Consider the following 25,449-nt stretch of genomic DNA (forward strand, 5'->3'; position numbering starts at 1 on the left):
CGATTTCGTGGAGACACTGCGTTTGGATATATTCGGACTGAGCACTGAAGAATGGACGGCAATCCTGCTCAGCCTGCGCATCTCGGTCGTCGCCACGCTGGCGAGCCTGCCCCTTGGCATCCTCGTCGCCCTGCTGCTGGCCCGCGGCCGCTTCTGGGGCAAGTCGGTGTTGAACGGCATCGTTCACCTGCCGCTGATCCTGCCCCCTGTTGTGACCGGTTTTCTCCTCCTCATCCTCTTCGGCCGCCGTGGCCCGATCGGCAGCCTGCTCGACCAGTACCTCGGCATCGTCTTTTCCTTCCGCTGGACCGGTGCGGCACTCGCCTGCGCCGTCATGGCCTTTCCGCTGATGGTGCGCAGCATCCGCCTGTCGATCGAGGCAGTCGATCGCAAGCTCGAGGAGGCGGCCGGAACGCTGGGCGCCGGCCCGATCCTGGTCTTCCTGACGGTCACCCTGCCGCTGACCCTTCCCGGTATCATCACCGGCATGATCCTGTCCTTCGCCAAGGCGATGGGCGAATTCGGCGCAACGATCACCTTTGTCTCCAACATTCCGGGCGAGACCCAAACCTTGTCGTCGGCGATCTACACCTTTACCCAGGTGCCCGGCGGTGATGCTGGCGCGCTGCGGCTGACACTCGTCGCCATCGTCATTTCCATGACCGCCCTGCTCGCCTCAGAGTTCCTTGCGCGTTTCGCCGGCCGAAGGATCGATCCCGAATGACGTTGATCGTCGAGGCAAAACAGAGGCTGGGCGCGTTTTTTCTCGACGCCGCCTTCACATCCGAAGGCGGCGTGACCGCGCTGTTCGGACGCTCCGGCTCCGGCAAGACCTCACTGATCCGCATCATCGCCGGCCTCGCCCGTCCGGACGAGGGCCGCGTTGTCCTTGACGGCGAAAGCCTGACCGAAACCAAAGCCGGTCTCTTCGTTCCGAAACACCGCCGTCATTTCGGTTATGTCTTCCAGGAGGCGCGGCTGTTCCCGCATCTCAGCGTGCGCGCCAATCTTTCCTACGGCCGCTGGTTCGCGCCAGGAGTTGCGCGCGGCGAGAGCTTCGATCACGTCGTCGACCTGCTCGGCATCGAGACGCTGCTGGATCGCAGCCCCGCAAAACTCTCAGGCGGCGAGAAGCAGCGGGTCGCGATCGGCCGCGCCCTTCTCTGCTCGCCCCGGCTGCTGTTGATGGATGAGCCGCTGGCCGCCCTCGACGAGGCGCGCAAGGCTGAGATCCTGCCCTATCTCGAGCGATTGCGCGATCAGACCGAAATCCCGATCGTCTATGTCAGCCATTCGATTGCCGAGGTGGCGCGGCTCGCAAACAAAGTGGTGGTCATGCGCGACGGCGGGGTGGAGGCGGTTGGCCCAGCCGTCGACATCTTGAGCCGCGCCTCTGCGGCCTTCGACCGGAAAGAAGCGGGCGCGCTGCTGCAAGGGATCGTGGAAAGCTTTGACGCGCGCCACCATCTCTCGACCGTCGCCCTCAAATCCGGCCGGCTGCATATTCCCGGCGCGGCACTCACGCCCGGCAAGCCGGTGCGTATCCGCATCCCGTCGCGCGACGTCATGCTGGCGACGGCAAGACCGGAGGGGCTCAGTGCCCTCAACATTGTCGAAGGCAAGATCGAACAGTTATCGCCGGATGCGGACGGAACGGTTGAAATCCGGCTCGACTGCGGCGGCGATGCCATCCTCTCGCGCATCACCGCACTGTCCTGCGAGCGCCTCGACCTTCGACCCGGCAACACCGTCTTCGCCGTCATCAAGACGGTTGCCCTGGAGGCCTGATCAGCCGTGCCCGTCCGGCCGCGGGTTGCGCTTTGCCTCGAGCCAGGCAAGGTCCTCGGCAAGGCTCGCTTTCACGATGCTTTCCATCCGGCGAAAGCGCGCCAGCAATTGCTCGCCGAACGGTGTCAGCGCCGCACCGCCGCCCTTCTGGCCGCCGCGTTGTGATTCCACCACATGTTCGCAGAACATCCGGTTCATCTCGCTGACCAGCAGCCATGCGCGGCGATAGGACATATCCATCGCCCGCCCTGCTGCGGAGATCGATCCGGTCGCGCGGATGTGTTCCAGCAGTTCGATCTTGCCGCGTCCGAGCCGATCCTCATCCGGGAAGCTGATTCGCAAGATGGGTACGAGTGTTTTTGCGGCTGGATCGGTCATTCGAATCTGGAAATGGTGGAATTTCCGGCACTTTACGCTCCGGCCTGAAAACTGTACACCGCCCGGACAAGCAGCGAGGGCAGCAATATAGTTCAATTCCGTCGCCAGATCGGATTTTCCGCCGCTCCGTACCTTAGCACGTCTTGAAACATTAATGGTTTGATGCCTATCTTAACCATGATCCGGTCGTGATCGGATCTCGTGTTGTGCATGGTTTGTCATTCCAGGAAAGGGAAAGCACTGACAACAGTACACGCCAAGGGAAAAACGCTCGCCGTTCTCCCGAAGAGCGCAGAACGTGGCGCCGATGCCGCTGCCCGCGCCTTAGAAGCCGTTCTCGCCAGCCTCGAGGACTCTAAAGCTGAAGATATCGTCACCATCGACATTGCCGGAAAATCGGCGCTGGGAGACTACATGATCGTCGTCTCCGGCCGTTCGAACAGGCATGTCATGGCGATCTCGGACCACCTGCTCACTGATCTGAAGGACGAAGGTTTCGGTACGGCCCGCGTCGAAGGTCAGGAGGGCGGTGACTGGATCCTGATCGACACCGGCGACATTATCGTGCATGTGTTCCGTCCTGAAATCAGAGAGTTCTACAACATCGAAAAGATGTGGGCGGCTCCTGACATGGATGAAGAAACACGGCACTGACAGGCGGGCCGGCATTCTGACCGGCACCTGAGACATGGCATTGACTGGCGGGAAACATCGTAAGCCGGCCGGTGGCGCAGCTTGTGCGTCGCCAATGCCTGATGAGCGGGAGCGGGGGAATGCGAGTTGGTCTCTTTGCGGTGGGACGGCTGAAATCCGGCCCCGAAAAGGATCTTGCGGCCCGTTATTTTGATCGTTTCGCCAAGGCCGGCCCAGCGGTCGGCCTCGAACTTGCCCGTATTGCCGAAACTGCCGAAAGCCGTGCCTCCAATGCGGATACCCGCAAACGCGAGGAGGCGGCGATGCTGCTGAAATCGCTCGCCGAAGGCAGCGTCCTCATTCTTCTCGACGAACGCGGCAAGGCGCTCGACAGCGAAGCCTTCGCAAATCTGCTCGGCTCCTATCGCGACCAGGGCAAACGCGATCTGATGATCGCGATCGGCGGCGCCGACGGCCTCGATCCCGCGCTCTACGATCGTGCCGACGCCACGCTTTGCCTGGGCAAAATGACTTGGCCGCACCAGCTCGTCCGCACGCTGATCGCCGAGCAGCTCTATCGCGCCGTCACCATCCTGTCCGGCCATCCCTATCACCGGGTCTGACGTGTTCCACGTGAACTCATGCCTTTGACGATGCGTCGCATTGTCACGCAGCCGTGTTTCGCGGCGCCGCACTTCGCTCGCAAACTTTCTGGCAAAGCGTGCCAAATCAGCTTAGTCTCCGCGCGATTTGAAAGAGTGCCCCCACACGCATGACGACGAAACCAACCAGGCGACACCGCATGATTCTGCCGGCACTTGCGGCCGGTTTTGGTGTCGCCGTCATCGTCGCGTCAGCAAATACGTTGACCGTCCGGGCCGAGGAAGCCGCTCCGGAAGCGGCGCAATCTGCAGCGCAGCCGCCGGCAGCCGAGCCGCCGCCACCCGATCCGGCCGCTGAACTCGCCGCCAAACGCGATCAGACCCGCGCCGAGCTCGAAACCCTGTCGAAATCAATCAGCCTTTCCTCGGACAAGGTGAGCGAACTCCAGCAAAGCATCGCCAATCTGGAAAAAAGCACGCAGAGCATCCGTCAGGCGCTGATCGATTCCGCCGCCCGCCGCAAAGGGCTCGAGAAGCAGGTTCTCGAAAGCGAGAAGAAACTGGCCGATCTCGGCGTCAAGCAGGATGGCATCCGCCGTTCGCTGCACGAGCGCCGCGGCCTGCTGGCCGAGGTGTTGGCAGCACTCCAGCGCATGGGCCGCAACCCGCCGCCCGCCTTGCTCGTCACTCCCGATGATGCGCTTGCTTCCGTGCGCAGCGCCATCCTGCTCGGCGCCGTCGTGCCCGGCATCCGCAAGGAAACCGACAAGCTCGCCGCCGATCTCGCAAGCCTCGCCGCGCTGCAGGCGGCAAGTGCGGCCGAAAAGGCCGGCCTGACGGCGACGATGACCGATAGCATCGAGGAAGAGCGGCGCATGGACCTGCTCCTTGCCGAAAACGACAAGCTCAGCCGCAGCAACGCCGCCGAACTGCAGGCCGAAAGGAAACGTTCGGAGGAACTGGCCGGCAAGGCGACCAGCCTCGAAGGCCTCGTCGCGTCGATGGAATCCGAGATCGCTTCGGTGCGCGAAGCGGCCGCCGCCGCCCGCCAGGCCGAGGAGAACCGCAAGCTTCTGACCGACGAGCAGCGGGCCCAGGCCAAGGCTCTGGCCGACAGCGGCGTGCCCGATAAAAACCGCATTGCGCCCGCATATCCCTTCGGAGAATTGAGGGCCAAATTGGAGCTGCCCGTGGCAGGCGATATCCTGCGCCAGTTCGGCGATGCCGACGGTACCGGGCACGAAGCCATGGGAATGACGGTCGCCACCAACCCGGAGACAGTGGTGACGGCACCTGCAGATGGCCTGGTGGTTTTCGCCGGCGCTTTCCGCAGTTACGGCCAGATGATCATCCTCGACGCGGGCGACGGATATCACCTGATTCTCTCGGGAATGGATACGATCAATACCCGCCAGGGAAAATTCGTTTTCGCCGGCGAGCCGCTCGCCTTAATGGGAGCGAAAAGAGTGGCAAGCGCAACTGCATTGGCGCTGGAAACGGACCGGCCAACGCTTTACATTGAATTTCGAAAAGACGGTAAACCGGTCGATTCCCGACCGTGGTGGACCGCCAAGGACACTGGAAAGGCACGCAATGATTCGTAGGGCTTCTCTTGTTCTGGTCGGCGCATTGATGGGTGCGACCGCGATGAGCGTCATTTACTCGGCAGGTGTGCCGGCAGAAGCGGCCGGATCCTCTACCTACAAGGAACTCTCGGTATTTGGCGACGTCTTCGAACGCGTGCGCGCGCAGTACGTCACGCCGCCGGCCGAAGACAAGCTGATCGAGAATGCCATCAATGGCATGCTTTCCTCGCTCGATCCGCATTCGAGCTATATGAATGCGAAGGACGCCGAGGACATGCGCACCCAGACCAAGGGTGAGTTCGGCGGCCTCGGCATCGAAGTCACGATGGAAGACGAACTCGTCAAGGTCATCACCCCGATCGACGATACGCCCGCCGCTAAGGCCGGCGTTCTCGCCGGCGATTACATCTCCGAGATCGACGGCCAGTCCGTGCGCGGCCTGAAGCTGGAAGACGCGGTCGAGAAGATGCGCGGCGCCGTCAACACGCCGATCAAGCTGACGCTGATCCGCAAGGGCGCCGACAAGCCGATCGAGCTGACGATCGTCCGTGACGTCGTTGCCGTCCAGGCGGTCAAATCACGCGTCGAGGACGATGTCGGTTACCTCCGCATCATCTCCTTCACCGAGAAGACCTATCCCGACATGGAAAAGGCGATCAAGAAGATCAAGGACACCGTTCCGGCCGACAAGCTGAAGGGTTACGTCCTCGACCTGCGCCTTAATCCGGGCGGCCTGCTCGATCAGGCGATCAATGTCTCCGACGCGCTGCTGCAGCGTGGCGAGGTCGTTTCGACCCGTGGCCGCAACCCGGATGAAACCCGCCGCTTCAATGCCGGCCCGGGCGACCTGACCGACGGCAAACCAGTGATCGTGCTGATCAACGGCGGTTCGGCCTCCGCATCGGAAATCGTTGCCGGCGCGCTTCAGGATCTGCGCCGCGCCACCGTTCTCGGCACCCGTTCCTTCGGCAAGGGTTCCGTCCAGACGATTATCCCGCTTGGCGAGAACGGCGCGCTGCGCTTGACCACGGCGCTCTATTACACCCCGTCGGGCCGCTCGATCCAGGGCACCGGCATCACGCCTGACATCAAGGTCGAAGAGCCGCTGCCGGAAGAACTGCAGGGCAAGATGGTGACCGAAGGCGAATCCAGCCTGCGCGGCCATATCAAGGGCCAGAGCGAAACCGATGAAGGTTCGGGCTCGGTTGCCTATGTGCCGCCGGATCCGAAGGATGACGTGCAGCTGAACTACGCGCTCGACCTTCTGCGCGGCAAGAAGACCGATCCGGCCTTTCCGCCGAACCCCGATAAGGCCGTCGTCGCCAAGTAATTGATCCTCGCAAGGCCGGGCACTCGCCCGGCCTTGACCCTTTCTGCTGTTTCCCGGTTTTGGAGCGGGCGAGAAAATTGGGAACGGACCTGCATGCGCCTTTGGGGCGCAACCGCAAAACCGGCAGCCGGCGTCCTGGCGCGCTGCGCCTCGGCCGCATTGCAGCCAGTCTGTGCCTCTTCGCGATCGGCGGGTTTTCTCTCTATACCGCCTTTCGCGGCGACGGGCTGCAGCGCGCCGAACCGCCGACGGCCGAGCAGGCCGCAAGCCAAGCGTCCAGCAAGGCGCCGACGACCGCTGTCGACCGGGCGGCCAACGGGATGCCCCGCGCCGATCCGCGCTCGGGCGCCAATGTCGAACAGATGATCACCGGCGATGGCTCCGTCATCACCAAATACAGTCCCCGCCCGCGCGACGGCAGCGGACCGGTGCTGGTCGATGCCATGCAGATCGGCCAGGACCCGCGCATGGCGGCCCAGCCCAATGAAGCGCTGCTCGAAGACACCGCGTTTGGCAGGCTGCCGATCGTCGGCCCCGACGGCCGGCGGCCGATGGACCAATATGCGCGTCCCTCGTCCGGTGCGCGCGGCGTCCGCATTGCCATTGTGGTTAGCGGCCTCGGGCTCAGCCAGACGGGGACACAGCGTGCCATCGCCGAATTGCCGGAGGAAATCACCCTCGCCTTTGCTGCAAGCGGCAACAGCCTGCAGCGCTGGATGCAGGAGGCCCGCCGCGGCGGGCACGAGATTCTTCTGCAGGTACCGCTCGAGCCATTTGATTATCCGGCGAATGACCCCGGTCCGGGGACCCTGCTGACGTCGAAGCCGGTGGCCCGCAACATTGAGAACCTGCACAGGGCGATGGGCGAAATCACCAATTATACCGGCATCATGAACTATCTCGGCGGCCGTTTTCTCTCCGACCCCGCCGCCATGGAACCTGTGATGCGCGATATCGGCAAGCGCGGCCTGCTCTTCCTCGACGACGGCACGTCGGCGCAGTCGAAAACGGCGACGATCGCCAAGGGCACCGAACTGCCTTATGCCTTTGCCGACCTGCAGCTCGACGGCCAGCTCGATATCAACGCCATCCTGAAGAAGCTCGACGAACTCGAGCGCATCGCTCGCAAGAACGGCCAGGCGATCGGCATCGCCGCGGCTTTCGACGAAAGCGTCGACGCCATCGCCAAATGGAGTGAGGAAGCTTCCATGCGCGGTATAGAGATCGTCGGCGTCGCCGCGCTTTCCAACGACCCCAGAAGCCCCTGAGAGAATTCCTGAATGGAGAAGAAAATGAGCCAGGCGACCGTGAAAGCCGAGGATCTGCCCTACCGTCCCTGCGTCGGCGTGATGATCCTGAACCGCGACGGCCTGGTCTGGGCCGGGCGACGGATCCCCGACGGCAATTCCGAATATGATGGCTCGCCGCAGTTGTGGCAGATGCCGCAGGGCGGCATTGACAAGGGCGAGGATCCGCTGGATGCCGCCTATCGTGAGCTCTATGAGGAGACCGGGATCCGGACGGTGAGCCTGCTTGCTGAAGCGCGAGACTGGATCAACTATGATCTGCCGCCGGCGCTGATCGGCATCGGATTGAAAGGAAAGTTCCGCGGCCAGACACAGCGCTGGTTCGCCTTTCGCTTCGAGGGCGACGAAAGCGAGATCGCCATCAACCCGCCGCCCGGCGGTCATGATCCGGAATTCGATGCCTGGGAATGGAAGCCGATGCAGGAACTGCCCGGTCTGATCGTTCCGTTCAAACGCGCCGTCTACGACCAGGTGATCGCCGAGTTCCGGCATCTGGCAGCGCTGCAGTCGGAAGACTGAGCGCCTGTCGGCAGCGCGAATGTGTGTATTGAAGATGTCGGCCGCGCGGAGCGGCCGGTATTCCCGTCCAAATCATTCGGCTTCGTTGGCGGAATCGGCATTGAGCTGGCCGTATTTGCTCTCGCCGATTTTCTCGAGCAGATCGAGCTGCGTTTCGAGGAAGTCGATGTGGCCTTCCTCATCCGCCAGCAGTTCCTCGAAAAGTTTCATGGAAACGTAGTCGCCGGCCTCGTGACAGATATCGCGCGACTTCTTGTAGGCCGTGCGGGCGTCATACTCGCCGGCAAGATCGGCTTCCAGCACTTCCTTGACATTCTGGCCGATGCGCAGCGGCGCGAGTGTCTGCAGGTTGGGATGGCCTTCAAGGAAGATAATGCGGGCGACAAGCCGGTCGGCATGGTGCATCTCTTCGATGGATTCGGCGCGCTCCTTCTTGGCGAGCTTGGTGTAGCCCCAGTCCTCTAGAAGCCGATAATGAACCCAATATTGATTGACCGCCCCGAGCTCGAGAAACAGTGCCTCGTTAAGCCGCTCGATGACCTTTTTGTCGCCTTTCAATGTCCGCTCTCCTGTTTTCCTCATGGAACTGCTTCAAGCGTGACATGAAATCAAATATTTCGGTCTCCGTCGAGTGGCGACGGGCGTGGTATTCCTCGGTCGTCTGGATGATGATATCGACCACATTGGGGAAGCAGCCGCAGCAACGGCCGCGCTTTTCCATCGCGTGGTAGACCTTCGCAGGCACGATAAGCTGCCAACAATCTTCGTCGAGAAGGTTGGTGATAACCTCCCGGATTTCCTTGTCGGTTATATAATTGCAGCTGCAGACAAGCACGTCTTCATTCCAAACATGACACTGACTATCGTGTTTTCTGCTAAAGAAGACGGTGGCTGTCAAGAAAAAATTCGAGTCCGGCGCCGGCGGCAGCAGCAATGGACGCAATCTGTTGAAGATTGTAGGGCGGTTCCGGGACGATGACCGCGTGATCCCGATCGCGCCCCGCATGATCTCGATCGTGCCCCGCATGATCCCGATCGTACTCGTACTATTCGATCGTGCGGGCAGGCCCCCCAGGCCGGCATGTTTTCTGTCGGTGCACAGGCTTCAATGAAAGTTGCGCCCACGCGGCATGACCTGGGCGGATTCCGCCACGCCCGCATGGCTGCCTTCGGCAATCATTCGTTTTTCCAATTCTGCCCCTTTGCGCGCCTCCGCCTGTCGCTGGTCACCTCCCGGTCTCAACACCTCGTCCGACCGCTCGCAGGCGCCGAAACGGCGGGCCTCGCGTTGCAGGATCCCAAGCGCCGGCGTCATGTCCTCGATATGCTCGACGACGGTATGGATCACCCCGCTATGGCTTTGCAGCCTGCCGCGGATTTTCACCAGCCGGGCTCCCATGACGACTGCCCGGTATTTGTCGAACATCTTGTTCCAGACGATCGCATTGGCAACGCCGGTTTCGTCCTCCAGCGTCATGAAGATCACGCCTTTGGCCGAACCCGGGCGCTGCCGCACCAGCACCAGCCCGGCAATTGTCACCCTCTTCCCGTTGGGCACCGTCAGAAGATCGACATTGCGTGTGATGCCCGCCTTTCGCAATTCCTCCCGCAGAAACGAGACGGGATGCGCTTTCAGCGACAGGGACAGATAACGGTAATCCTCGATCACCTGCTCGCCCGGCAGCATGTCGGGCAACTTCGCCGCGGGTTCGGGCTGAAGGTCGAGATGACGGACCCGTTCGAAAAGAGGCAGTTCTTCGGCCGCACTCTTCACATCCAGTGCCCGTACAGCCCAAAGCGCTTCGCGGCGCGACAGATGGATGGATCGGAATGAATCCGCATCCGCCAGTCGCTCGATGACGGATTTCGGCAGACCGGATCGCAGCCAGAGATCGCGCACCGAACCATATCCTTGCCCTCGATTGTCGACGAGCCGTTTCATATCGTCTGACGAGAGACCTTTGATCTGCCGGAAACCCAGCCGCACCGCATGCCGGGTCTTGATGATCTCCCGCATCTGCGCATGCCGGAAATCGACGGTCTTTCGGTCGAAGGCAGCCTCTTCCAAAGTGCAATCCCAGTCGGACTCATTGATGTCGACCGCTAGGATCCTTACCCCATGCTCGCGTGCATCCCGCACCAGCTGAGCCGGCGCGTAAAACCCCATCGGCTGGGAATTCAGCATCGCCGCGCAGAAAACATCGGGATAATAGGCCTTGAGCCATGAAGAGGCATAGACAAGCAGCGCAAAGGAAGCGGCATGGCTTTCCGGAAAGCCATATTCACCGAAACCTTTGATCTGATTGAAGCATTGCTTTGCGAACTCGGGATCGTAATCTTTTGAGACCATTCCCTCGATGAACCGCTTCTCGAAATCGCCGATCGTACCGGTCCGCTTGAATGTCGCCATTGCTCTGCGAAGCTTGTCGGCTTCTGCCGGCCTGAAGCCTGCGGCCGTGATTGCGATCTGCATCGCCTGCTCCTGAAACAGGGGGACGCCGAGGGTTCTTTCGAGGACCGCTTCAAGCTCCTTGCTTGGATATTCCACTGGAATGTTCCTGGCCCGCTGCTCCCGGCGTTTCAAATAGGGATGGACCATATCGCCCTGGATCGGCCCCGGCCGGACGATCGCCACCTCGATGACGAGGTCGTAGAATATCTTCGGCTTCAGGCGCGGCAGCATGCTCATCTGCGCCCGGCTCTCGATCTGGAAGACGCCAAGCGTATCGGCCCGGCCCATCATCTCATAGACCGGCTTGCCCTCGTCCCCATGCTCCCTGTTGCCGAGGTCTGCGAGTGTCTTCTTGACATCATAATGCAGTTCAAGCAGCGAAAAGGCCTTCCGCAGACAGGTCAGCATGCCGAGCGCCAGCACATCCACTTTGAGAATCTTGACGTTGTCGAGATCGTCCTTATCCCATTCGATCATGTAACGATCCGGCATCGCCGTCTTCATGATCGGCACGACCTCGTCGAGTCGGTCCCGCGTGATGACGAAGCCGCCGACATGCTGGGTGAGGTGGCGCGGGAAGCCGAGAAGTTCGGAGGCATATTGCAGCACGTTCTGGGTCACTGGATCCTTGACGTCGAGACCGGCCGCCTTGGCATCCCTCTCGGAAAGATTGTCCTCCGACCAACCCCAGACGAGGCTGCTGATCGCCGACTGAACATCCTCCGACAGGCCGAAGGCCTTGGCGACCTCGCGGCCGGCCGAACGGGTGCGGTAGGTGGTCACTCCCGCCGTCAGCCCTGCGTGGTTGATGCCATATCGTCGGTAGATGAACTGGATGACTTCCTCACGCCGGTCATGCTCGAAATCGACATCGATATCCGGCGGCTCGTCCCGGTCCATCGAAATGAAACGGTCGAAGAGAAGCGTGCTCTTTTGAGGATCAACTTCCGTTATTTCAAGGCAATAGCAGATGACCGAATTTGCCGCCGATCCGCGTCCCTGGCACAAAACCTTGAGGTCATAACGGGCGTGCTGGATGATTCTGTGAACCGTCAGAAAGTAGGAGGCGTAGTTCTTATCGCCGATGAGTTTAAGTTCATAATCGATCTGCTTCGCCACTTTGAGTGGGACACCTTCGGGATAGCGCTTTGCGGCTCCCGCCCTTGTCAGTCTCTCAAGGGTTTCCTGCGGCGTTTCGCCGGGATCGTTTTCAGGCGGGTAATTATGCTGCAGTTCCGTCAGCGAAAAGCTCAGTTTGCCGAAAAAGACCTGCGTATTTTCGACCGCATCGGGATAGTCCCCGAAGATCCGGAGCATTTCACGTGAATCCTTGAGGTAGCGCTCGGCATTCGGCGCCAGCAGGAATCCGGCTTGTGATATCTGCACATGCTCCCGGATCGCGATCACGACATCTGAAAGCGGCCGGCGTTCAGGATGATGGTAAAGCGGCTGGTTGGTCGCAATCAACGGCACGCGATTTCGGGCGGCAAGCATGGCAAGCACCGCAAACACCTCCCTGTCGCGACCGTCATAGGCCGGCGCCAGCACCATAAAAATAGCCTTGCGGAAACGTCTGCGAAACCGTTCCAGATAATTCTCCAGCGCAGTCTGGCCCGCCTGGCTCTCGACAAGGGTACGATTGGCAACGAGGGCAAGCATCATCTCGTCCCCCCATTCCATGAGCTCTGCTTCCGTCAGGATGCAGGTTCCCTTGACCGCTTCCTCCTTGAGATTGCCAGCGCTGAGAAGGCGGCAGAGGTTTGCCCAGCCCCGACGATTGCATGGGTAGGCGAGGATATCAGGAGTATCGTCGCAAAAGACGAGGCGGGCGCCCGGCTGTATCCGGATTGGATGGAAAATCCTTTCCTTTTTTCCGGTCTTCGCCGCTTCGGCCATGATCGCATCTCTGTTCTTGTATCTCTCCTCAAGCTGTTCCGCCTGCGCATGCGCACGCACGACGCCGGCAACCGAATTCCGGTCCGCAATTCCGAGACCGCCGAGCCGGAGATGAGCGGCCTGCAAGACCATCTCCTCCGGGCTGGAGGCGCCTTCGAGGAATGAGAAATTCGTCCTCGCGCCGATCTCGAAAAATGCGCGCTCGCCTTTCATGCAAACACCCCGTGCATGAACCAGCGGGGATCGACTTCCCGGCCATAGAAACCTCGACGATAGATCCAGAAGCGATGGCCGCTCTCGTCCTCGATGCGGAAATAATCGCGCGCCTCCGCGTCACTTCCGTCGATCCACCATTCCATGGCAATCCGCTCCGGACCTTCGCTTTTTGCCACTTGGTGCTGCATGCGCCGCCAGCGAAAGATTTGCGGCGGACCATCGGGCACTTCGGCGAGCACGGTCTCGACAGGCTCTGGCGTCGCAAAAAGCCTCAACGGGCGCTCTTGGCGGAAAGGAAGAGAACCGTTCGGCTCGGCTTTCCCGCGTCTTGAAAGATTGTCCATCGCCGGAATCGCGATGACGGCGCGCTCCGGCACATGGCTCTCCCGAAGTTGGAAACTTTGCAGACAATCCTCACCCAGCCGGGCGGAGACACGGTCGACGAAAGCCGAAAGGGAGATTTCTCCCTGACGATCGCCCTCGAAATCAGCCTGCGCTTCGTTGAAGGGATCATGCCGCACCACATTCAGCCGCACGATCTCGAAACCATAACCGGCATCGAGATCGTCATAGACCGCCTGCAGGCGCTCGGAAAAAAGCCCGGCGATAAATTTCGGTTCGCGAAGCGGTTGCGAAGCGCCGACGGAAAGACGGAAGACCCTGCCGTCGACGCGGAAGAGAACCAATTCGAACACCCGCCCGCCGGCGCCTCGTGCCTCCAGCGACGGCTGCAGCGACACGGCGACCTGCCTGGTGACGGCAAGGATCTGTTCTTCCGTTCCGATCGGCTCGATCAGGCGGCTTTCGGCCGAAAGGCTGGCGACGGGACGACGGGGCGAAACCGCTTCCTCTTCATGTCCCAGCGCCTGGTCGAGACGCAGAAGCAATTCCGGCCCGAATCGGCGGGTCAGCGGCGCCCGCGGCGCATTGATGATGTCGCCGATATATTTCAGACCGAGCTTGTTCAGCGCATCAACGGTTTGCCCCTGCAGCCGCAAGGCCGCGACTGGCAAAGACATCAGCACTTGCTCCGTCTCCACGTCTTCGATCACGCCGCTTTGCCCGAAGCGCGACACGGCCCAGGAAAGTCCCGGTGACGATGAGATCGCCCCCCGCGCATCGATCCCCATATGAAAGAGCCGCGACAGAATATCCTTGAGAAGCGCCTTTTCGCCGCCGAAGAGATGCGTGCAGCCGGTAATGTCGAGAAACAGGCCGTCCCTGCCGTCAAAGGCCACCAAAGGCGTATACCGGTCGCACCAGTCGGCAATTGCCTCCAGCAGCCGGCGATCGGCGGCCGGATCCTCTTCCACCACATCGAGCGTCGGATACATGGCACGCGCTTCGGCCACGCCCTGTTCCTTCTTCAGCCCCAACCGCTCGGCCAATTCGTCCAGAGCCGTCAGCCGCATGGCATTGTTGAGCTTGCCCGAACAGACGATGGACGGCGCCTCAGGACGCCCTTTCGAACGCCAGGAGGGCCCCCATCGCCTGCGGGCGATACGATCGGTTGGCAGATGCGGGAAGCTGAGCGCCAGAATGCGCTGACTGTTCGCCTGGAGGACGAAGGAGGTTTGGTTCGGTGACGGAGAAAAATTCGCGTTCATGGGGATTCCACTCCAGGAGAAAGGAGAGCGGGGCCGGATTGCGGCTCTTCTCCAGCGTGAGACGGAAAATCGGATTACCGATACTGCCGGCAAGCTTCGATCCATCCGGCAACGGCCGCAGACCGGACGGTCCCGGTTCGACATGCAGGCGCAAGGCCGCACTGCTGGCCTCCTCCACTCCTGCCTGCCGCAGAAGAAAGAGCGGACGGCGGGCAGCATGCGCCCTGAGACTGAGCCTGCGGCTTTCGGTCAGGCCGAAATGCGCAGGGTTGCCCCGCACTTCGAAGATGACGGCCGAGAAAGCAGCACTTTCCACCGCCGCCTCCGCCAGCCAGAGCGCTTCGTCCAGCTTGCGCGGCGCGGCATGGAGAAATCGCTCAGGACACAACCCGAAATCCCGAAGCCCGGGAGCATAGGGACGGCCGGCCTCCAGCGTGCCGACTGCATCGCCGATCCAGAGCAACGGCATAAGCCTGCCGGCATCTGATTCCTGTTTCTGCAGCCGCGCGGCAACAGCCATCGCCAGCCCGCTTGCCGCGCCGGCATCGCGAGACAGCGCGGAGCGGAATTCGGTAATCCCGTCGAGGGGCAGGCCGCCTTCCAGCGCCCGATCGACAAACTCCACCCCAAACGGCAAGGGGGGCAGAATGCGTTCCTGGCGCGTCTTGCGTCCTTGCGCCAAGGCCTCCTGCTCCGCTGCCGCAAGTGCCGGCGCGGGCTTTCCTTCCAGTCTGGCGATGGTTTCGCGGAGCGCAAAAAGCCGCTCGCGCGCCAGGGCGTTCTGCGCCATGGCGTTTACTCCGATCCGTCTTGTTCCTGTTATGTTCTTATGGATTCCAGAGAGCGGAAGAAGAGTCAACAACCATTTTCTATGAATTTATTCCTGCCTTTGATTCCGCACTCGAAAATCGGCGATAAAGGTTCTATATGGGCCCGCAAAGGAAGGAATATTCATGGCCCGCATAGACCAGAGCGATGATTGGCGGGACCGCCATGCGCCGACGATCAGCACTTTCGAGTCGCTGGCCATGGAGGCCTACAGCCATCTTCCGGATGAATTCCGCCAGCTGACGACCAACCTCACGATCGAGATCGAGGATTTCCCCGATGACGACGTTTTCGAGGACATGGCGCTGGAAACCCCTTTCGATCTTCTCGGCCTTTTCGAGGGCAGGGGCATTTCCGAACGTTTCACGATGGAAACAGGCGAGATGCCGAATCGCATCCGCCTCTACCGGCGCCCTATCCTCGACTACTGGGCCGAGAACGACGAGACGCTCGGCGATATCATCACCCATGTCCTGATCCACGAGATCGGCCACCATTTCGGGCTGAGCGACGAGGACATGGAGCGGATCGAGGCCAGCGCCGAGGAAGCCACCGAGCGCTAATGCATGTCGCCCGGAAGTGTGCAACGGTTTCGGGATAAACGACATGCATGAAACAAAGAGCTGAAGCACCGCGCCTCGGCAGGACGCGCTAACGACGCTCCATCGCTTTCAATGAGCAGGACTCACTGCTCCGAGAGTTTCATATCCGGATCGTAATCCTTGCCTTCGACGGTCTTGACGACGGCTTGGCCGCACTGCATCGCGCCGGTTGCGGCATTGAAGGCATAGGTCGGCGACCCCTCCAGCGACCAGCCCTTGTTGAGGGCGGCAGTGACCTTGTGGCAGAACGAGGCGTCGTCGGGACCGGTCAGGAAGCGGTAGAGTTTCATCAGGCGGGCTTTCTTGCAGACATCAGGCGAGCTTTATGAACCACAGCCTCGGCCTGGACAAGGTGCAGCCGTTCGATCATTCGCCCGTTCGCATTGATGACGTTGAGACCCCTGGCGTCAGGCGCGGCAAAGGCTGATATGATCGCCTCAGCCTCCGCAATCTCTTCCAGGCTCGGCCCGAAATGCCGGTTGGCCACTGCGATCTGCGCGGGATGGATCAGCATCTTACCGGCAAAACCCATGGCGCGGCCCTGCCTGCATTCGGCATCGAAACCTTCGCCATCTTGGAAATCATTGAAGACGCTGTCGAGCGCATCGAACCCATAGGCCTTGACCGCCAGAATGACCTGCATCAGCCAGGGCACGAGATAGGTCCGCCCCGGCTGGGGAAGCACGCCCGTTTCCTTGCGCAGGTCGTTGAGCCCGACGACGAGGCAATCGAGCCTTGCACCCGGCGTGCGGCCGGATCCGGCGATCGCCCCGACATTCAGCACGCCGCGCGGCGTCTCGATCATCGCCCAAATGCGTAGGTCCTCCGGCGCATCCGCATCGGCAAGCAGATCGCTGACGTCAGTGACATCGCTAGGTTCGTCCACCTTCGGCAGCAGCACGGCATCGGGCAAAAGCGCCTTGACCAGATCGAGATCCGCTGCTCCGAATTCGGATGACAAAGAATTGATGCGGATGATCCTCTCCTTGCCCTCGAGCGGCGGCCCGGCAAAAAAGGCCCGCAGGTTTTCCCGCGCCTGACCCTTCTTCTCGGGCGAGACAGAATCCTCCAGGTCAAAAATAACCGCATCGCAATCAAGGGAACGGCTTTTTTCAAGCGCCCGCAGATTGACCGCGGGCACGCTCAGCACCGAGCGGCGCAGATGCAGGGAACGGAGAGGTGTGGTTCGGCTCATCAATCATTAGTGCCAAGCTTCGCAAAGCCCGGCAAGACAACAAAAAGCCATGCTTGCCTTGCAGAGAGAAAAAAGAAGGACCACATTCCTTTCTGTAGAAAGGTATCAAACCCATGCAGAACATTCGCTCCATCTTCTTCATGCTTGCCGGCGCCACTTTTTTTGTCGCCATGCTGCTTCTCACCTTTTCGGTGACGCTTGCTGTCGGCGGCATCCTGACCGTGCTCATGGTCGGCCGCGCCCTTTCGATGAAGATGAAGCCCGCCCCGGTCCGCGCCAAGGCAAACAACGGCCAACGCGAGATGCGCATCTGGAACGACGGTCGCGGCACGATCATCGATCTCTAAGCAGCTTCGCTCAAAAAAACCAACCGACATTGTCGCATCGTGCGTCCATGATACGTCTTTGAAGCAGCCAGGCATTCAGCCGGCGCTTGAACACGATGGAGGACGAACATGGATACGACGACGGAAAACAATCCGGTCAAGTTGCCGCCGGTCAAGAATGGTCTGCTGCCCTATCTGACGGTCGACGGCGCGGTGAAAGCCGCGGAATTCTACAAGAAGGCCTTCGGCGCCGAAGAGGCCCACCGGGTGCCGGTCGACGAGAGCGGCCGCACGATGCATATTCATCTCTACATTAACGGCAGCTCTCTTATGCTCGCCGATGCCTATCCCGAATACGGTCACCCCTTCAAAGGCCATGAAGGCTTCGCCATCCAGCTGGTCATCGACGACATCGATTTCTGGTGGGAGCGCGCGGTGGCGGCCGGCGCCGAAGTCGTCATGCCGATCGAGCTGATGTTCTGGGGCGACCGCTACGGCCAGCTTCGCGATCCGTTCGGCGTGCTCTGGGGCTTGAACGCGCCGAGCAAGTAACGGCCGCATTCAACGGGCGGACCGCGCGAAACGCCGCGTGGCCGCCACTTTCGAAAGATTCTCCTTCATTTCGGCGAAAAACTGGACTAGATGCAAATTCAGGAAAGTACGTTTGCTGAAATGGAGCATGGTCATGGATAAATTCGTGAAGCTAACGGGCGTTGCAGCGCCCTTGCCGGTCGTCAACATCGACACCGACATGATCATTCCGAAGGATTACCTGAAGACCATCAAGCGCACCGGCCTCGGCAAAGGCCTTTTCGCCGAAGCCCGTTACAACGAAGACGGCTCCGAAAATCCCGATTTCGTGCTGAACAAGCCGGCCTATCGCGATGCCAAGATCCTGGTCGCCGGCGACAATTTCGGCTGCGGCTCCTCGCGCGAACACGCTCCCTGGGCGCTGCTCGATTTCGGCATCCGCTGCGTGATCTCCACCAGCTTCGCCGACATTTTCTACAATAACTGCTTCAAGAACGGCATCCTGCCGATCAAGGTCAGCCAGGAAAACCTCGACAAGCTGATGGACGATGCCTCGCGCGGCTCCAATGCCATCCTGACCGTCGACCTTGAGAACCTCGAAATCACCGGTCCGGACGGCGGCTCGATCAAATTCGATCTCGACGAATTCAAGCGTCACTGCCTGCTGAACGGCCTCGACGATATCGGCCTGACCATGGAAAAGGGCAAGGCGATCGACGAATTCGAAAAGAAGAACGCCGCTTCGCACCCCTGGGCCGCCTGAGCCCGAACGAATGACGATCGATCAGGCCGGGCTTTCGCCCGGCTTTTTCTTTGCTCTAAAGTATGTCGCGCAAATGTGTGCAGCGGTTTTGCGGCAACGACATGCTACAAAGAACCTAAAGCGAAGGAGCCATTCTCAAAAGACGCGACGCGCTTTAGAGATCAGAGAAACCGCTCTTTCCAGAACCTCAGCTTTTCCAGCGACACGCCGATGCCGCCGCAGACTTCGATCAGCGGATTGTCGAAGCGCGCCAACAGCCCGGCATGCACATCGGCAACGGCAAGAGCAGCACCGCAAGCCGGCTCGACCAGAATGCGCTGCGCATCGGCAAACTTCAGGCAGGCGGCAACGGCATCGACATCGCTGACGAGAACGCTTTCGACCGGATGCTGTTTCGGCAGGTCGAAGACATGCTGGGCCACCTGCCGCGCACCGAGCGATGTGGCGATAGAGGTGATTGCGGGCAGGGTAATGCGCTCATTTGCCTTGAGGCTTCCATGCAGCGAAGCCGCCCCTTCGGTTTCGACGGCAATCACAGGCACGTCGGAAAGCCCATTCCGCTTCAGTCCCTCGACGATGCCGGCAAGCAGCCCGCCGCCGCCGACGCTGGTGACGACGCAGTCAAATTTTGCACCCTTCGCCACCACTTCGTCGATCAGCGTCGCGTGGCCATCCCACAGAAGCGGATGGTCGAAAGGATGCACATAACTTGCCTTGCGGCTGCGGGCGAGTTCGACCGCGTGGGCATTGGCTTCGTCGAAAACGGCTCCGTGCACGAGGACATTCGCGCCGGTTGCCGCAATCGTCTGCCGGACATCGGCCGCCGTCGTCTCCGGCACGACGATCGTGACCGGCACGCCGAGCGCCCGGCCGGCATAGGCAGCGGCAATGCCGGCATTGCCGCCGGAAGCACAGAAGATCTCGCGCGCGCCATTGTCCACCTCGTGCTGGCAAAGCCGGCCGACGCCGCGCAGCTTGAAGCTGCCGGAGGGCTGCATTGCATCGAGCTTCAGCCAGAGCGGCTTGCCGCTGGCGCTGTAATCAGGCGCTGTTCGAGCCAGAGGCGTGTCGAGATGAAGAGGCGCTGAAGGCATGGAACATTCCGGAAATCAATGCTGGAGCCTACCGTTCTAGTCCAATTGCAGGCGTCGGAGCAACTCTAGGCGTTGAGAGCGAAGCGTACCGATTCACCCCTTCTCTCGCTTGAAATGCCCATTTCCGGGGTCTAAGAAGCCGCAGCTTGTTTTTCCAGGAGGGCTCCATGACAGCGCGCAATCTTTTCCTGCTGCCGGGTGACGGCATCGGTCCCGAGGCCATGGGCGAGGTCCGCAAGATCATCGCCTACATGAACGAGGCGATGAATGCCGGTTTCGTCACCGACGAAGGCCTTGTCGGCGGCTCCGCCTATGATGCCCATGGCGCGGCGATCTCGGAAGCCGACATGCAGAAGGCGCTGGCCGCCGATGCCGTTCTGTTCGGCGCCGTCGGCGGCCCGAAATGGGATAACGTGCCTTATGAAGTTCGTCCGGAAGCCGGCCTGCTTCGCCTGCGCAAGGATCTGCAGCTCTTCGCCAATCTGCGTCCCGCCATCTGCTATCCGGCCCTTGCCTCGGCTTCGTCGCTGAAGCCGGAACTGGTCGAAGGTCTCGATATCCTGATCATCCGCGAGCTGACCGGTGGCGTCTATTTCGGCGAGCCGAAGGAAATCATCGATCGCGGCAACGGCCAGAAGCGCGGCATCGACACGCAGGTCTACGACACCTACGAGATCGAACGTATCGCCGGCGTCGCCTTCGAAATGGCCCGCACGCGCCAGAACCGCGTCTGCTCCATGGAAAAGCGCAACGTCATGAAGTCGGGCGTGCTCTGGAACCAGGTGGTGACCGAGACGCACAAGGCGAAATATCCCGACGTCCAGCTCGAACATATGCTCGCCGATGCCGGCGGCATGCAGCTGGTGCGCCAGCCGAAGCAGTTCGACGTCATCGTTACCGACAATCTCTTCGGCGACATGCTCTCCGACGTCGCTGCGATGCTGACCGGCTCGCTCGGCATGCTGCCATCTGCCTCGCTCGGCGCGCCGGACGGCAAGACCGGCAAGCGCAAGGCGCTCTACGAGCCGGTGCACGGCTCGGCCCCCGATATTGCCGGCAAGGGCATCGCCAATCCGATCGCCATGATCGCCTCCTTCGCCATGTGCCTGCGTTATTCCTTCAATATGGTGAAGCAAGCCGACGATCTGGAAAAGGCGATCGCCAACGTGCTCGACAAGGGCATCCGCACCGGCGACATCATGGCCGACGGCTGCAGGCAGGTCGGCACGGTGGAGATGGGCGAGGCGATCCTCGCCGAGTTCAAGGCGCTTTCCGCCTGATAGATTTTCACGTGAAACAGTTTCCCGCCCTTCGCATCACGTATGCGGAGGGCTTCTTGGTGTGAGTCCGAGCAACCGCAACCGGGTCGGCCGAAATATCCGAAACGGACTATTCTCAGCCACAATCTCGTGTATTTTTGCGCCGAATTTTAATCCGGCAAAATCGGACGGACGATAGGATGCGGGCATTTTGGGCTTCCCTTGATAGGCGCTGGCGCCGCGGCAGCGTTGGCATGCCCCCCTTGCGCTGGCAGGCCTGCCTCTTCATCACCGTCAATGCCGTGGCTCTTTCCATGCTGCTCTTCGATGCCCCGGTCGGCGCCAGCCAACGGCCTGCGGCGGTGAAGCAGCTCGGCCAGCTGCTGACCGGCTTCGGCGATTCTGCCTGGCTGATCTGCATCAGCATTCTGCTCTTCTTTCAGGGCAGGGCGGGTTACAAGCTTTTGAAGACCGCGCGCTCCAAGGCGCAGGCGCTTTATGTCAGCTGGATCGGCGCCTATCTCTTCACCACAGTCGTCTTCTCTGGACTTCTCGCCAATCTCCTGAAACGGGCGATTGGAAGGGCGCGTCCCGATCACTTCCATGATTACGGCATCTTTTCTTTCACGCCCTTTTCGGGCCATGCCGCTTTCGAAAGCTTTCCGTCCGGCCATTCCACCACGGTCGGCGCCTTCTTTGCCGCTTTTGCGCTTCTGTTTCCGCGTTACCGCATTCTCTTCATCGCCTGCGCCATCTGGCTTGCCATGACGCGTGTCATGGTCGGCGCCCATTATCCGAGCGACGTCATCGCCGGCCTTGCCTTCGGCGGCTGGTTCTCGCTGCTGACGGCCATCGTCTATGCCCGCTGCGGCCTGCTCTTCAAGCTGGCGCCGGATGGCTGGCCTCTCGCCAAACGCCTGTTTCCGGACATGGAAAAGCCCGGCGCCTTATGAACGCCGGGCCTTTTGCCTGCATGCTTTAGCGCGAAGCGCCTCAATCCATGGCGTGGATATCCCTGTTCTTCGTTTCCGGCAGGAAGATCAGGCCGATCACCAGGGTGATCGCCGCAAAGACGATCGGATACCAGAGACCGTAATAGATGTCGCCCGCCGCAGCGCTCATCGCGAAGGCCGTCGCCGGCAGCAGCCCGCCGAACCAGCCATTGCCGATGTGATAGGGCAGCGACATGCCGGTGTAGCGGATGCGGGTCGGGAAGAGCTCGACCAGAAGTGCCGCGATCGGGCCGTAGACCATCGTCACATAGATGACGAGGACGAACAGGATGGCGATCGTACCGATCCAGTTGACGCGGGTCGGATCGGCGGCCATGGCGAAGGCGCCGCCATTGGCGATGTTATAGACCGCCATGTCGGTGACGCCATTGGCCTCGTCCGCCGTCAATAGCTTGCCTTCGACCAGCTTGGCTGCCGGCATGGTTTCCTTCTCGCCGGCGCGCACGGCCTCGGCATTCAGCGCCAATTCAGGATTGGCGGCGATAAAGGCATCGAGCTTGGCATCCGGCACTTTGGCGACGCCGCGCTTCAGCGGGTAGCCGGCATCGTGAAGAGCGACGTTGACGCCCTTTTCGAAAGCGGCGGTCATGCCCTTCGCCTTGTCGCCGGCGGCAGCGACGTCGAAGCTCGAAACCGTCGCGTTACCGACCTTCACCGTCGCCGGCTGTCCGGCGGGTCCGGGCACGACGTCATAAGGCACCGAGTTCTTGGTCAGGAACGCCGTCGCCACGTCGCAAGAGCTGGTGAATTTCGCCGTGCCCGTCGGGTTGAACTGGAACTTGCAGTCCGCCGGATCGGCCGTGACCGTCGCGCGGATCGAGGCCTGCGCTTCGGCAAGCGCCGGGTTTGCCGTCCAGGTCATCGCCTTGAACAGCGGATTATAGGTCACCGCCGCGATGAGGAGGCCCGCCATGATGATCGGCTTGCGGCCGATCTTGTCGGAAAGACCGCCGAAGATGACGAAGAACGGCGTGCCGAGGAAGAGCGCAATGGCGACCATGACATTGGCCGAGAACAGATCGACCTTGAGCACGTTCTGCAGGAAGAACAGCGCATAGAACTGGCCGCCATACCAGACGACTGCCTGGCCCATGGTGGCGCCGAGAAGGGCGATGAGCGCGATCTTGGCGTTCTTCCATTGTCCGAAAGCTTCGGTCAGCGGCGCCTTGGAGCCCTTGCCTTCCGCCTTCATGCGCTGGAACGCAGGCGACTCGTTCATCTTCAGACGGATCCAGACGGAAATGCCGAGCAGCACGACCGAGACCAGGAACGGAATACGCCAGCCCCAGGCGGCGAATTGAACCGGCCCCATCAGCGACTGAACCAGGATGATGACGATCAGCGACAGGAACAGGCCGAGCGTTGCCGTCGTCTGAATCCAGGAGGTGAAATAGCCGCGCCGCCCGTTCGGCGCATGTTCGGCGACATAGGTTGCCGCACCACCATATTCACCGCCGAGCGCCAATCCCTGCAGCAGGCGCAGGCCGATCAGGATGATCGGAGCGGCGATGCCGATGCTGGCGGCTCCCGGCAGGACACCGACGAGGAAGGTCGACATGCCCATGATCAGGATCGTCACCAGGAAGGTGTATTTGCGGCCGACGAGATCACCGAGACGGCCGAACACCAGCGCACCGAAGGGGCGCACTAGGAAGCCGGCGGCAAAGGCGAGCAGCGTGAAGATGTTGCGCGTCGCCTCGGGATATTGGGTGAAGTAGGTCGCGCCGATATAGGTGGCAAGCGAACCGTAGAGATAGAAATCATACCATTCGAAAACGGTGCCGAGCGAAGAGGCGAAGATGACCTTCTTCTCCTCGCCGGTCATCGGACCGGCCTTCGCGCCGTCGATGCTTGCGACATTTGCCATTGTCTGTCCTCCACAGAGTGATGAGCAACGCGCGCGGCCTGCTCTCCTCAAGCATACCCCTGGCCGCGACACGCCTGACGGGAGTGTGCCAGAAACGGCAGATCAAAAAGAGGGATGCTTTGGGATTATGACTTTAGTCTAATGACGGGCCGGTTCGGGAACTTGTCGACGGTGCCCTTCCTCAGGAATTCGCGATCGAGCGTGACGTCCATGTTGCCGGTGTGGAAAACACCGCGGTACGACACCGCTCCTTCCGCCTGGCAGCGGCCACGCAAAAACCTTGACTCCTGTGGAAAACCTTCTAAGAGCAACAGCGGAAAAGGAATCTCCATGGTTCACGACGAACACGCCATTGCCGCAAGCAATGACCGGGCACGAGTTGCCGGGGTGGATATTGCCGTTCCGGTTTCTGCCAAAACCAAGGCCAAAACGACGACGAAAACCGTCTGACGTCTCTGGCCTGCCGCTCTCTCCCCGGCTCGGCTGGGGACAGGAAGACGCGATCCGTCGCGCCTTTCCCCCTCACCGGACAAGAGGAGAGAAGAGAAAGAGAGCTTGAGAAATGGGTTTCAAAGTAGCAGTTGCGGGAGCGACCGGAAATGTCGGTCGGGAGATGCTCAACATCCTCTCCGAACGAGGCTTTCCCGCCGATGAGGTCGTGGCGCTCGCCTCGGCGCGTTCGCAGGGCACAGAAGTGTCCTTCGGTGACCGGACATTGAAGGTCTCCAATCTGGAGAACTACGATTTCTCCGACACCGACATCTGCCTGATGTCGGCCGGCGGCGAGGTTTCCAAGAAGTTTTCGCCGAAGATCGGCCAGCAGGGCTGCGTCGTTATCGACAATTCCTCGGCCTGGCGCTACGACGCCGACGTGCCGCTGATCGTGCCGGAAGTGAACCCGGATGCCATCAGCCAGTTCACCAAGCGCAACATCATCGCCAATCCGAACTGCTCGACCGCCCAGCTGGTGGTGGCGCTGAAGCCGCTGCATGACTTCGCCAAGATCAAGCGCGTCGTCGTCTCGACCTACCAGTCGGTCTCCGGTGCCGGCAAGGACGGCATGGACGAACTCTTCAACCAGACGCGCGCCGTCTTCGTTGCCGATCCGATCGAGAACAAGAAGTTCACTAAGCGCATCGCCTTCAACGTCATCCCGCACATCGATAGCTTCATGGAAGATGGCTACACCAAGGAAGAGTGGAAGGTGCTGGCCGAGACGAAGAAGATGCTCGACCCGAAGATCAAGGTGACCTGCACCGCAGTGCGCGTACCTGTTTTTATCGGCCATTCGGAATCGGTCAACATCGAGTTCGAAAACGAGATCACCGCCGACCAGGCCCGCGACATCCTGCGCGATGCACCGGGCTGCCTCGTCATCGACAAGCGCGAGAACGGCGGCTACATCACGCCCTACGAATCCGCTGGCGAGGACGCAACCTATATTTCGCGCATCCGCGAGGACGCGACGGTCGAAAACGGCCTCAATATGTGGGTGGTTTCCGACAACCTGCGCAAGGGCGCGGCGCTGAATGCCATCCAGATCGCCGAGCTGCTCGTCAATCGCGGGCTGGTCAAGCCGCGCAAGCAGGCCGCCTGATACCATTTGTAAACCATAACATGTTAAAGCCCTGCTCGATGAGCGGGGCTTTTTCAAGCA

General features: G+C 60.9%; 25 protein-coding genes and 1 pseudogene. 16 read left to right on the plus strand and 10 right to left on the minus strand.

The annotated features are described in order from the left end of the window. Positions 1-22 precede the first annotated feature (22 nt). Both modB and modC read left to right on the plus strand, forming a co-directional pair. The gene (modB, locus tag J2J99_RS21720; protein ID WP_168295084.1) at positions 23-724 is read left to right on the plus strand and encodes a molybdate ABC transporter permease subunit; all 702 of its coding nucleotides are present in this window, start codon (positions 23-25) and stop codon (positions 722-724) included. Next, entirely contained in the window at positions 721-1,788 is a 1,068-nt protein-coding gene (gene modC, locus J2J99_RS21725) for a molybdenum ABC transporter ATP-binding protein (RefSeq protein WP_168295085.1), read from the plus strand. The genes modB and modC overlap by 4 nt, the downstream gene beginning before the upstream one ends. Here the strand turns inward: modC and J2J99_RS21730 are convergent, their stop codons facing one another. Next, the gene (locus J2J99_RS21730) at positions 1,789-2,166 is read right to left on the minus strand and encodes a winged helix-turn-helix domain-containing protein (RefSeq protein ID WP_168295086.1); all 378 of its coding nucleotides are present in this window, start codon (positions 2,164-2,166) and stop codon (positions 1,789-1,791) included. Positions 2,167-2,376: 210 nt separating this feature from the next. Here J2J99_RS21730 and rsfS point away from each other — a divergent pair, with 210 nt between their 5' ends. The 6 genes from rsfS (at position 2,377) to J2J99_RS21760 (ending at position 8,143) form a co-directional block, all read left to right on the plus strand. Next, the gene (rsfS, locus tag J2J99_RS21735; protein ID WP_168295087.1) at positions 2,377-2,820 is read left to right on the plus strand and encodes a ribosome silencing factor; all 444 of its coding nucleotides are present in this window, start codon (positions 2,377-2,379) and stop codon (positions 2,818-2,820) included. Positions 2,821-2,939: 119 nt separating this feature from the next. Then, a complete protein-coding gene (rlmH, locus tag J2J99_RS21740; RefSeq protein ID WP_168295088.1) occupies positions 2,940-3,422 on the plus strand; it encodes a 23S rRNA (pseudouridine(1915)-N(3))-methyltransferase RlmH in 483 nt (160 codons plus the stop codon). A gap of 179 nt (positions 3,423-3,601) precedes the next feature. Beyond that, positions 3,602-5,005, plus strand: coding sequence for a murein hydrolase activator EnvC family protein (locus tag J2J99_RS21745; protein ID WP_168295089.1), 1,404 nt, complete (start codon positions 3,602-3,604; stop codon positions 5,003-5,005). After that, the gene (locus J2J99_RS21750; RefSeq protein ID WP_003543943.1) at positions 4,995-6,317 is read left to right on the plus strand and encodes a S41 family peptidase; all 1,323 of its coding nucleotides are present in this window, start codon (positions 4,995-4,997) and stop codon (positions 6,315-6,317) included. The genes J2J99_RS21745 and J2J99_RS21750 overlap by 11 nt, the downstream gene beginning before the upstream one ends. A gap of 77 nt (positions 6,318-6,394) precedes the next feature. After that, positions 6,395-7,585 (plus strand): divergent polysaccharide deacetylase family protein, encoded by a 1,191-nt coding sequence (locus J2J99_RS21755; protein WP_168295090.1) that lies wholly within the window; start codon positions 6,395-6,397, stop codon positions 7,583-7,585. Between the two features lie 24 nt (positions 7,586-7,609). Continuing rightward, positions 7,610-8,143 (plus strand): RNA pyrophosphohydrolase, encoded by a 534-nt coding sequence (locus tag J2J99_RS21760; protein WP_168295091.1) that lies wholly within the window; start codon positions 7,610-7,612, stop codon positions 8,141-8,143. A gap of 72 nt (positions 8,144-8,215) precedes the next feature. Here J2J99_RS21760 and bfr read toward each other — a convergent pair whose 3' ends face one another. The 5 genes from bfr to J2J99_RS34075 form a co-directional block, all read right to left on the minus strand. After that, positions 8,216-8,701, minus strand: coding sequence for a bacterioferritin (gene bfr, locus J2J99_RS21765; protein WP_168295092.1), 486 nt, complete (start codon positions 8,699-8,701; stop codon positions 8,216-8,218). Beyond that, positions 8,667-9,071 carry a (2Fe-2S)-binding protein gene (locus tag J2J99_RS34070; RefSeq protein WP_246638733.1) on the minus strand — a complete coding sequence of 135 codons (405 nt, stop codon included), beginning with the start codon at positions 9,069-9,071 and terminating at the stop codon, positions 8,667-8,669. The genes bfr and J2J99_RS34070 overlap by 35 nt, the downstream gene beginning before the upstream one ends. Before the next feature lie 177 nt (positions 9,072-9,248). Beyond that, positions 9,249-12,704, minus strand: a complete 3,456-nt coding sequence (locus J2J99_RS21775) for an error-prone DNA polymerase (protein WP_168295094.1) — start codon at positions 12,702-12,704, stop codon at positions 9,249-9,251. Beyond that, positions 12,701-14,119: a Y-family DNA polymerase gene (locus tag J2J99_RS21780; RefSeq protein ID WP_246735337.1), complete on the minus strand. Its 1,419-nt coding sequence runs from the start codon at positions 14,117-14,119 to the stop codon at positions 12,701-12,703. The genes J2J99_RS21775 and J2J99_RS21780 overlap by 4 nt, the downstream gene beginning before the upstream one ends. Positions 14,120-14,159: 40 nt before the next feature. Then, positions 14,160-15,104, minus strand: coding sequence for an ImuA family protein (locus tag J2J99_RS34075; protein WP_246735334.1), 945 nt, complete (start codon positions 15,102-15,104; stop codon positions 14,160-14,162). Positions 15,105-15,267: 163 nt separating this feature from the next. Here J2J99_RS34075 and J2J99_RS21785 point away from each other — a divergent pair, with 163 nt between their 5' ends. Then, entirely contained in the window at positions 15,268-15,705 is a 438-nt protein-coding gene (locus J2J99_RS21785) for a metallopeptidase family protein (protein ID WP_168295096.1), read from the plus strand. A 122-nt stretch (positions 15,706-15,827) separates the two neighbouring features. Here J2J99_RS21785 and J2J99_RS21790 read toward each other — a convergent pair whose 3' ends face one another. Then, positions 15,828-16,034, minus strand: a complete 207-nt coding sequence (locus J2J99_RS21790) for a DUF1737 domain-containing protein (protein ID WP_168295097.1) — start codon at positions 16,032-16,034, stop codon at positions 15,828-15,830. After that, complete coding sequence (locus J2J99_RS21795) at positions 16,034-16,939, minus strand: HpcH/HpaI aldolase/citrate lyase family protein (RefSeq protein WP_168295098.1); 906 nt, start codon at positions 16,937-16,939, stop codon at positions 16,034-16,036. The genes J2J99_RS21790 and J2J99_RS21795 overlap by 1 nt, the downstream gene beginning before the upstream one ends. A gap of 113 nt (positions 16,940-17,052) precedes the next feature. Here J2J99_RS21795 and J2J99_RS21800 point away from each other — a divergent pair, with 113 nt between their 5' ends. The 3 genes from J2J99_RS21800 to leuD all read left to right on the plus strand — a co-directional run bounded on the left by J2J99_RS21800 (position 17,053) and on the right by leuD (position 18,559). Further along, positions 17,053-17,286, plus strand: a complete 234-nt coding sequence (locus J2J99_RS21800) for a hypothetical protein (RefSeq protein ID WP_168295099.1) — start codon at positions 17,053-17,055, stop codon at positions 17,284-17,286. A gap of 108 nt (positions 17,287-17,394) precedes the next feature. After that, positions 17,395-17,817 carry a VOC family protein gene (locus tag J2J99_RS21805; protein ID WP_168295100.1) on the plus strand — a complete coding sequence of 141 codons (423 nt, stop codon included), beginning with the start codon at positions 17,395-17,397 and terminating at the stop codon, positions 17,815-17,817. Between the two features lie 133 nt (positions 17,818-17,950). Further along, entirely contained in the window at positions 17,951-18,559 is a 609-nt protein-coding gene (leuD, locus tag J2J99_RS21810) for a 3-isopropylmalate dehydratase small subunit (protein WP_168295101.1), read from the plus strand. 161 nt (positions 18,560-18,720) lie between these two features. Here the strand turns inward: leuD and J2J99_RS21815 are convergent, their stop codons facing one another. Beyond that, positions 18,721-19,653 carry a pyridoxal-phosphate dependent enzyme gene (locus J2J99_RS21815; RefSeq protein ID WP_168295102.1) on the minus strand — a complete coding sequence of 311 codons (933 nt, stop codon included), beginning with the start codon at positions 19,651-19,653 and terminating at the stop codon, positions 18,721-18,723. A 167-nt stretch (positions 19,654-19,820) separates the two neighbouring features. Here J2J99_RS21815 and leuB point away from each other — a divergent pair, with 167 nt between their 5' ends. Further along, entirely contained in the window at positions 19,821-20,933 is a 1,113-nt protein-coding gene (leuB, locus tag J2J99_RS21820) for a 3-isopropylmalate dehydrogenase (RefSeq protein ID WP_168295103.1), read from the plus strand. A 179-nt stretch (positions 20,934-21,112) separates the two neighbouring features. Beyond that, positions 21,113-21,865, plus strand: a complete 753-nt coding sequence (gene lpxE, locus J2J99_RS21825; RefSeq protein ID WP_205918652.1) for a phosphatase PAP2 family protein — start codon at positions 21,113-21,115, stop codon at positions 21,863-21,865. A gap of 40 nt (positions 21,866-21,905) precedes the next feature. Here the strand turns inward: lpxE and J2J99_RS21830 are convergent, their stop codons facing one another. Then, positions 21,906-23,792, minus strand: a complete 1,887-nt coding sequence (locus J2J99_RS21830; protein ID WP_168295105.1) for an MFS transporter — start codon at positions 23,790-23,792, stop codon at positions 21,906-21,908. 244 nt (positions 23,793-24,036) lie between these two features. On the opposite strand from J2J99_RS21830, the pseudogene J2J99_RS21835 reads away from it, so the two are divergent. Together J2J99_RS21835 and J2J99_RS21840 are read left to right on the plus strand one after the other, a co-directional pair. Beyond that, positions 24,037-24,242, plus strand: a pseudogene (locus J2J99_RS21835) (hypothetical protein); the annotation flags it as partial. Positions 24,243-24,354: 112 nt separating this feature from the next. Continuing rightward, positions 24,355-25,389, plus strand: coding sequence for an aspartate-semialdehyde dehydrogenase (locus J2J99_RS21840; protein ID WP_012485662.1), 1,035 nt, complete (start codon positions 24,355-24,357; stop codon positions 25,387-25,389). Positions 25,390-25,449: the final 60 nt, after the last annotated feature.

This window comes from Rhizobium binae, from assembly GCF_017357225.1.
GTDB classification, from domain to species: Bacteria; Pseudomonadota; Alphaproteobacteria; order Rhizobiales; family Rhizobiaceae; genus Rhizobium; species Rhizobium binae.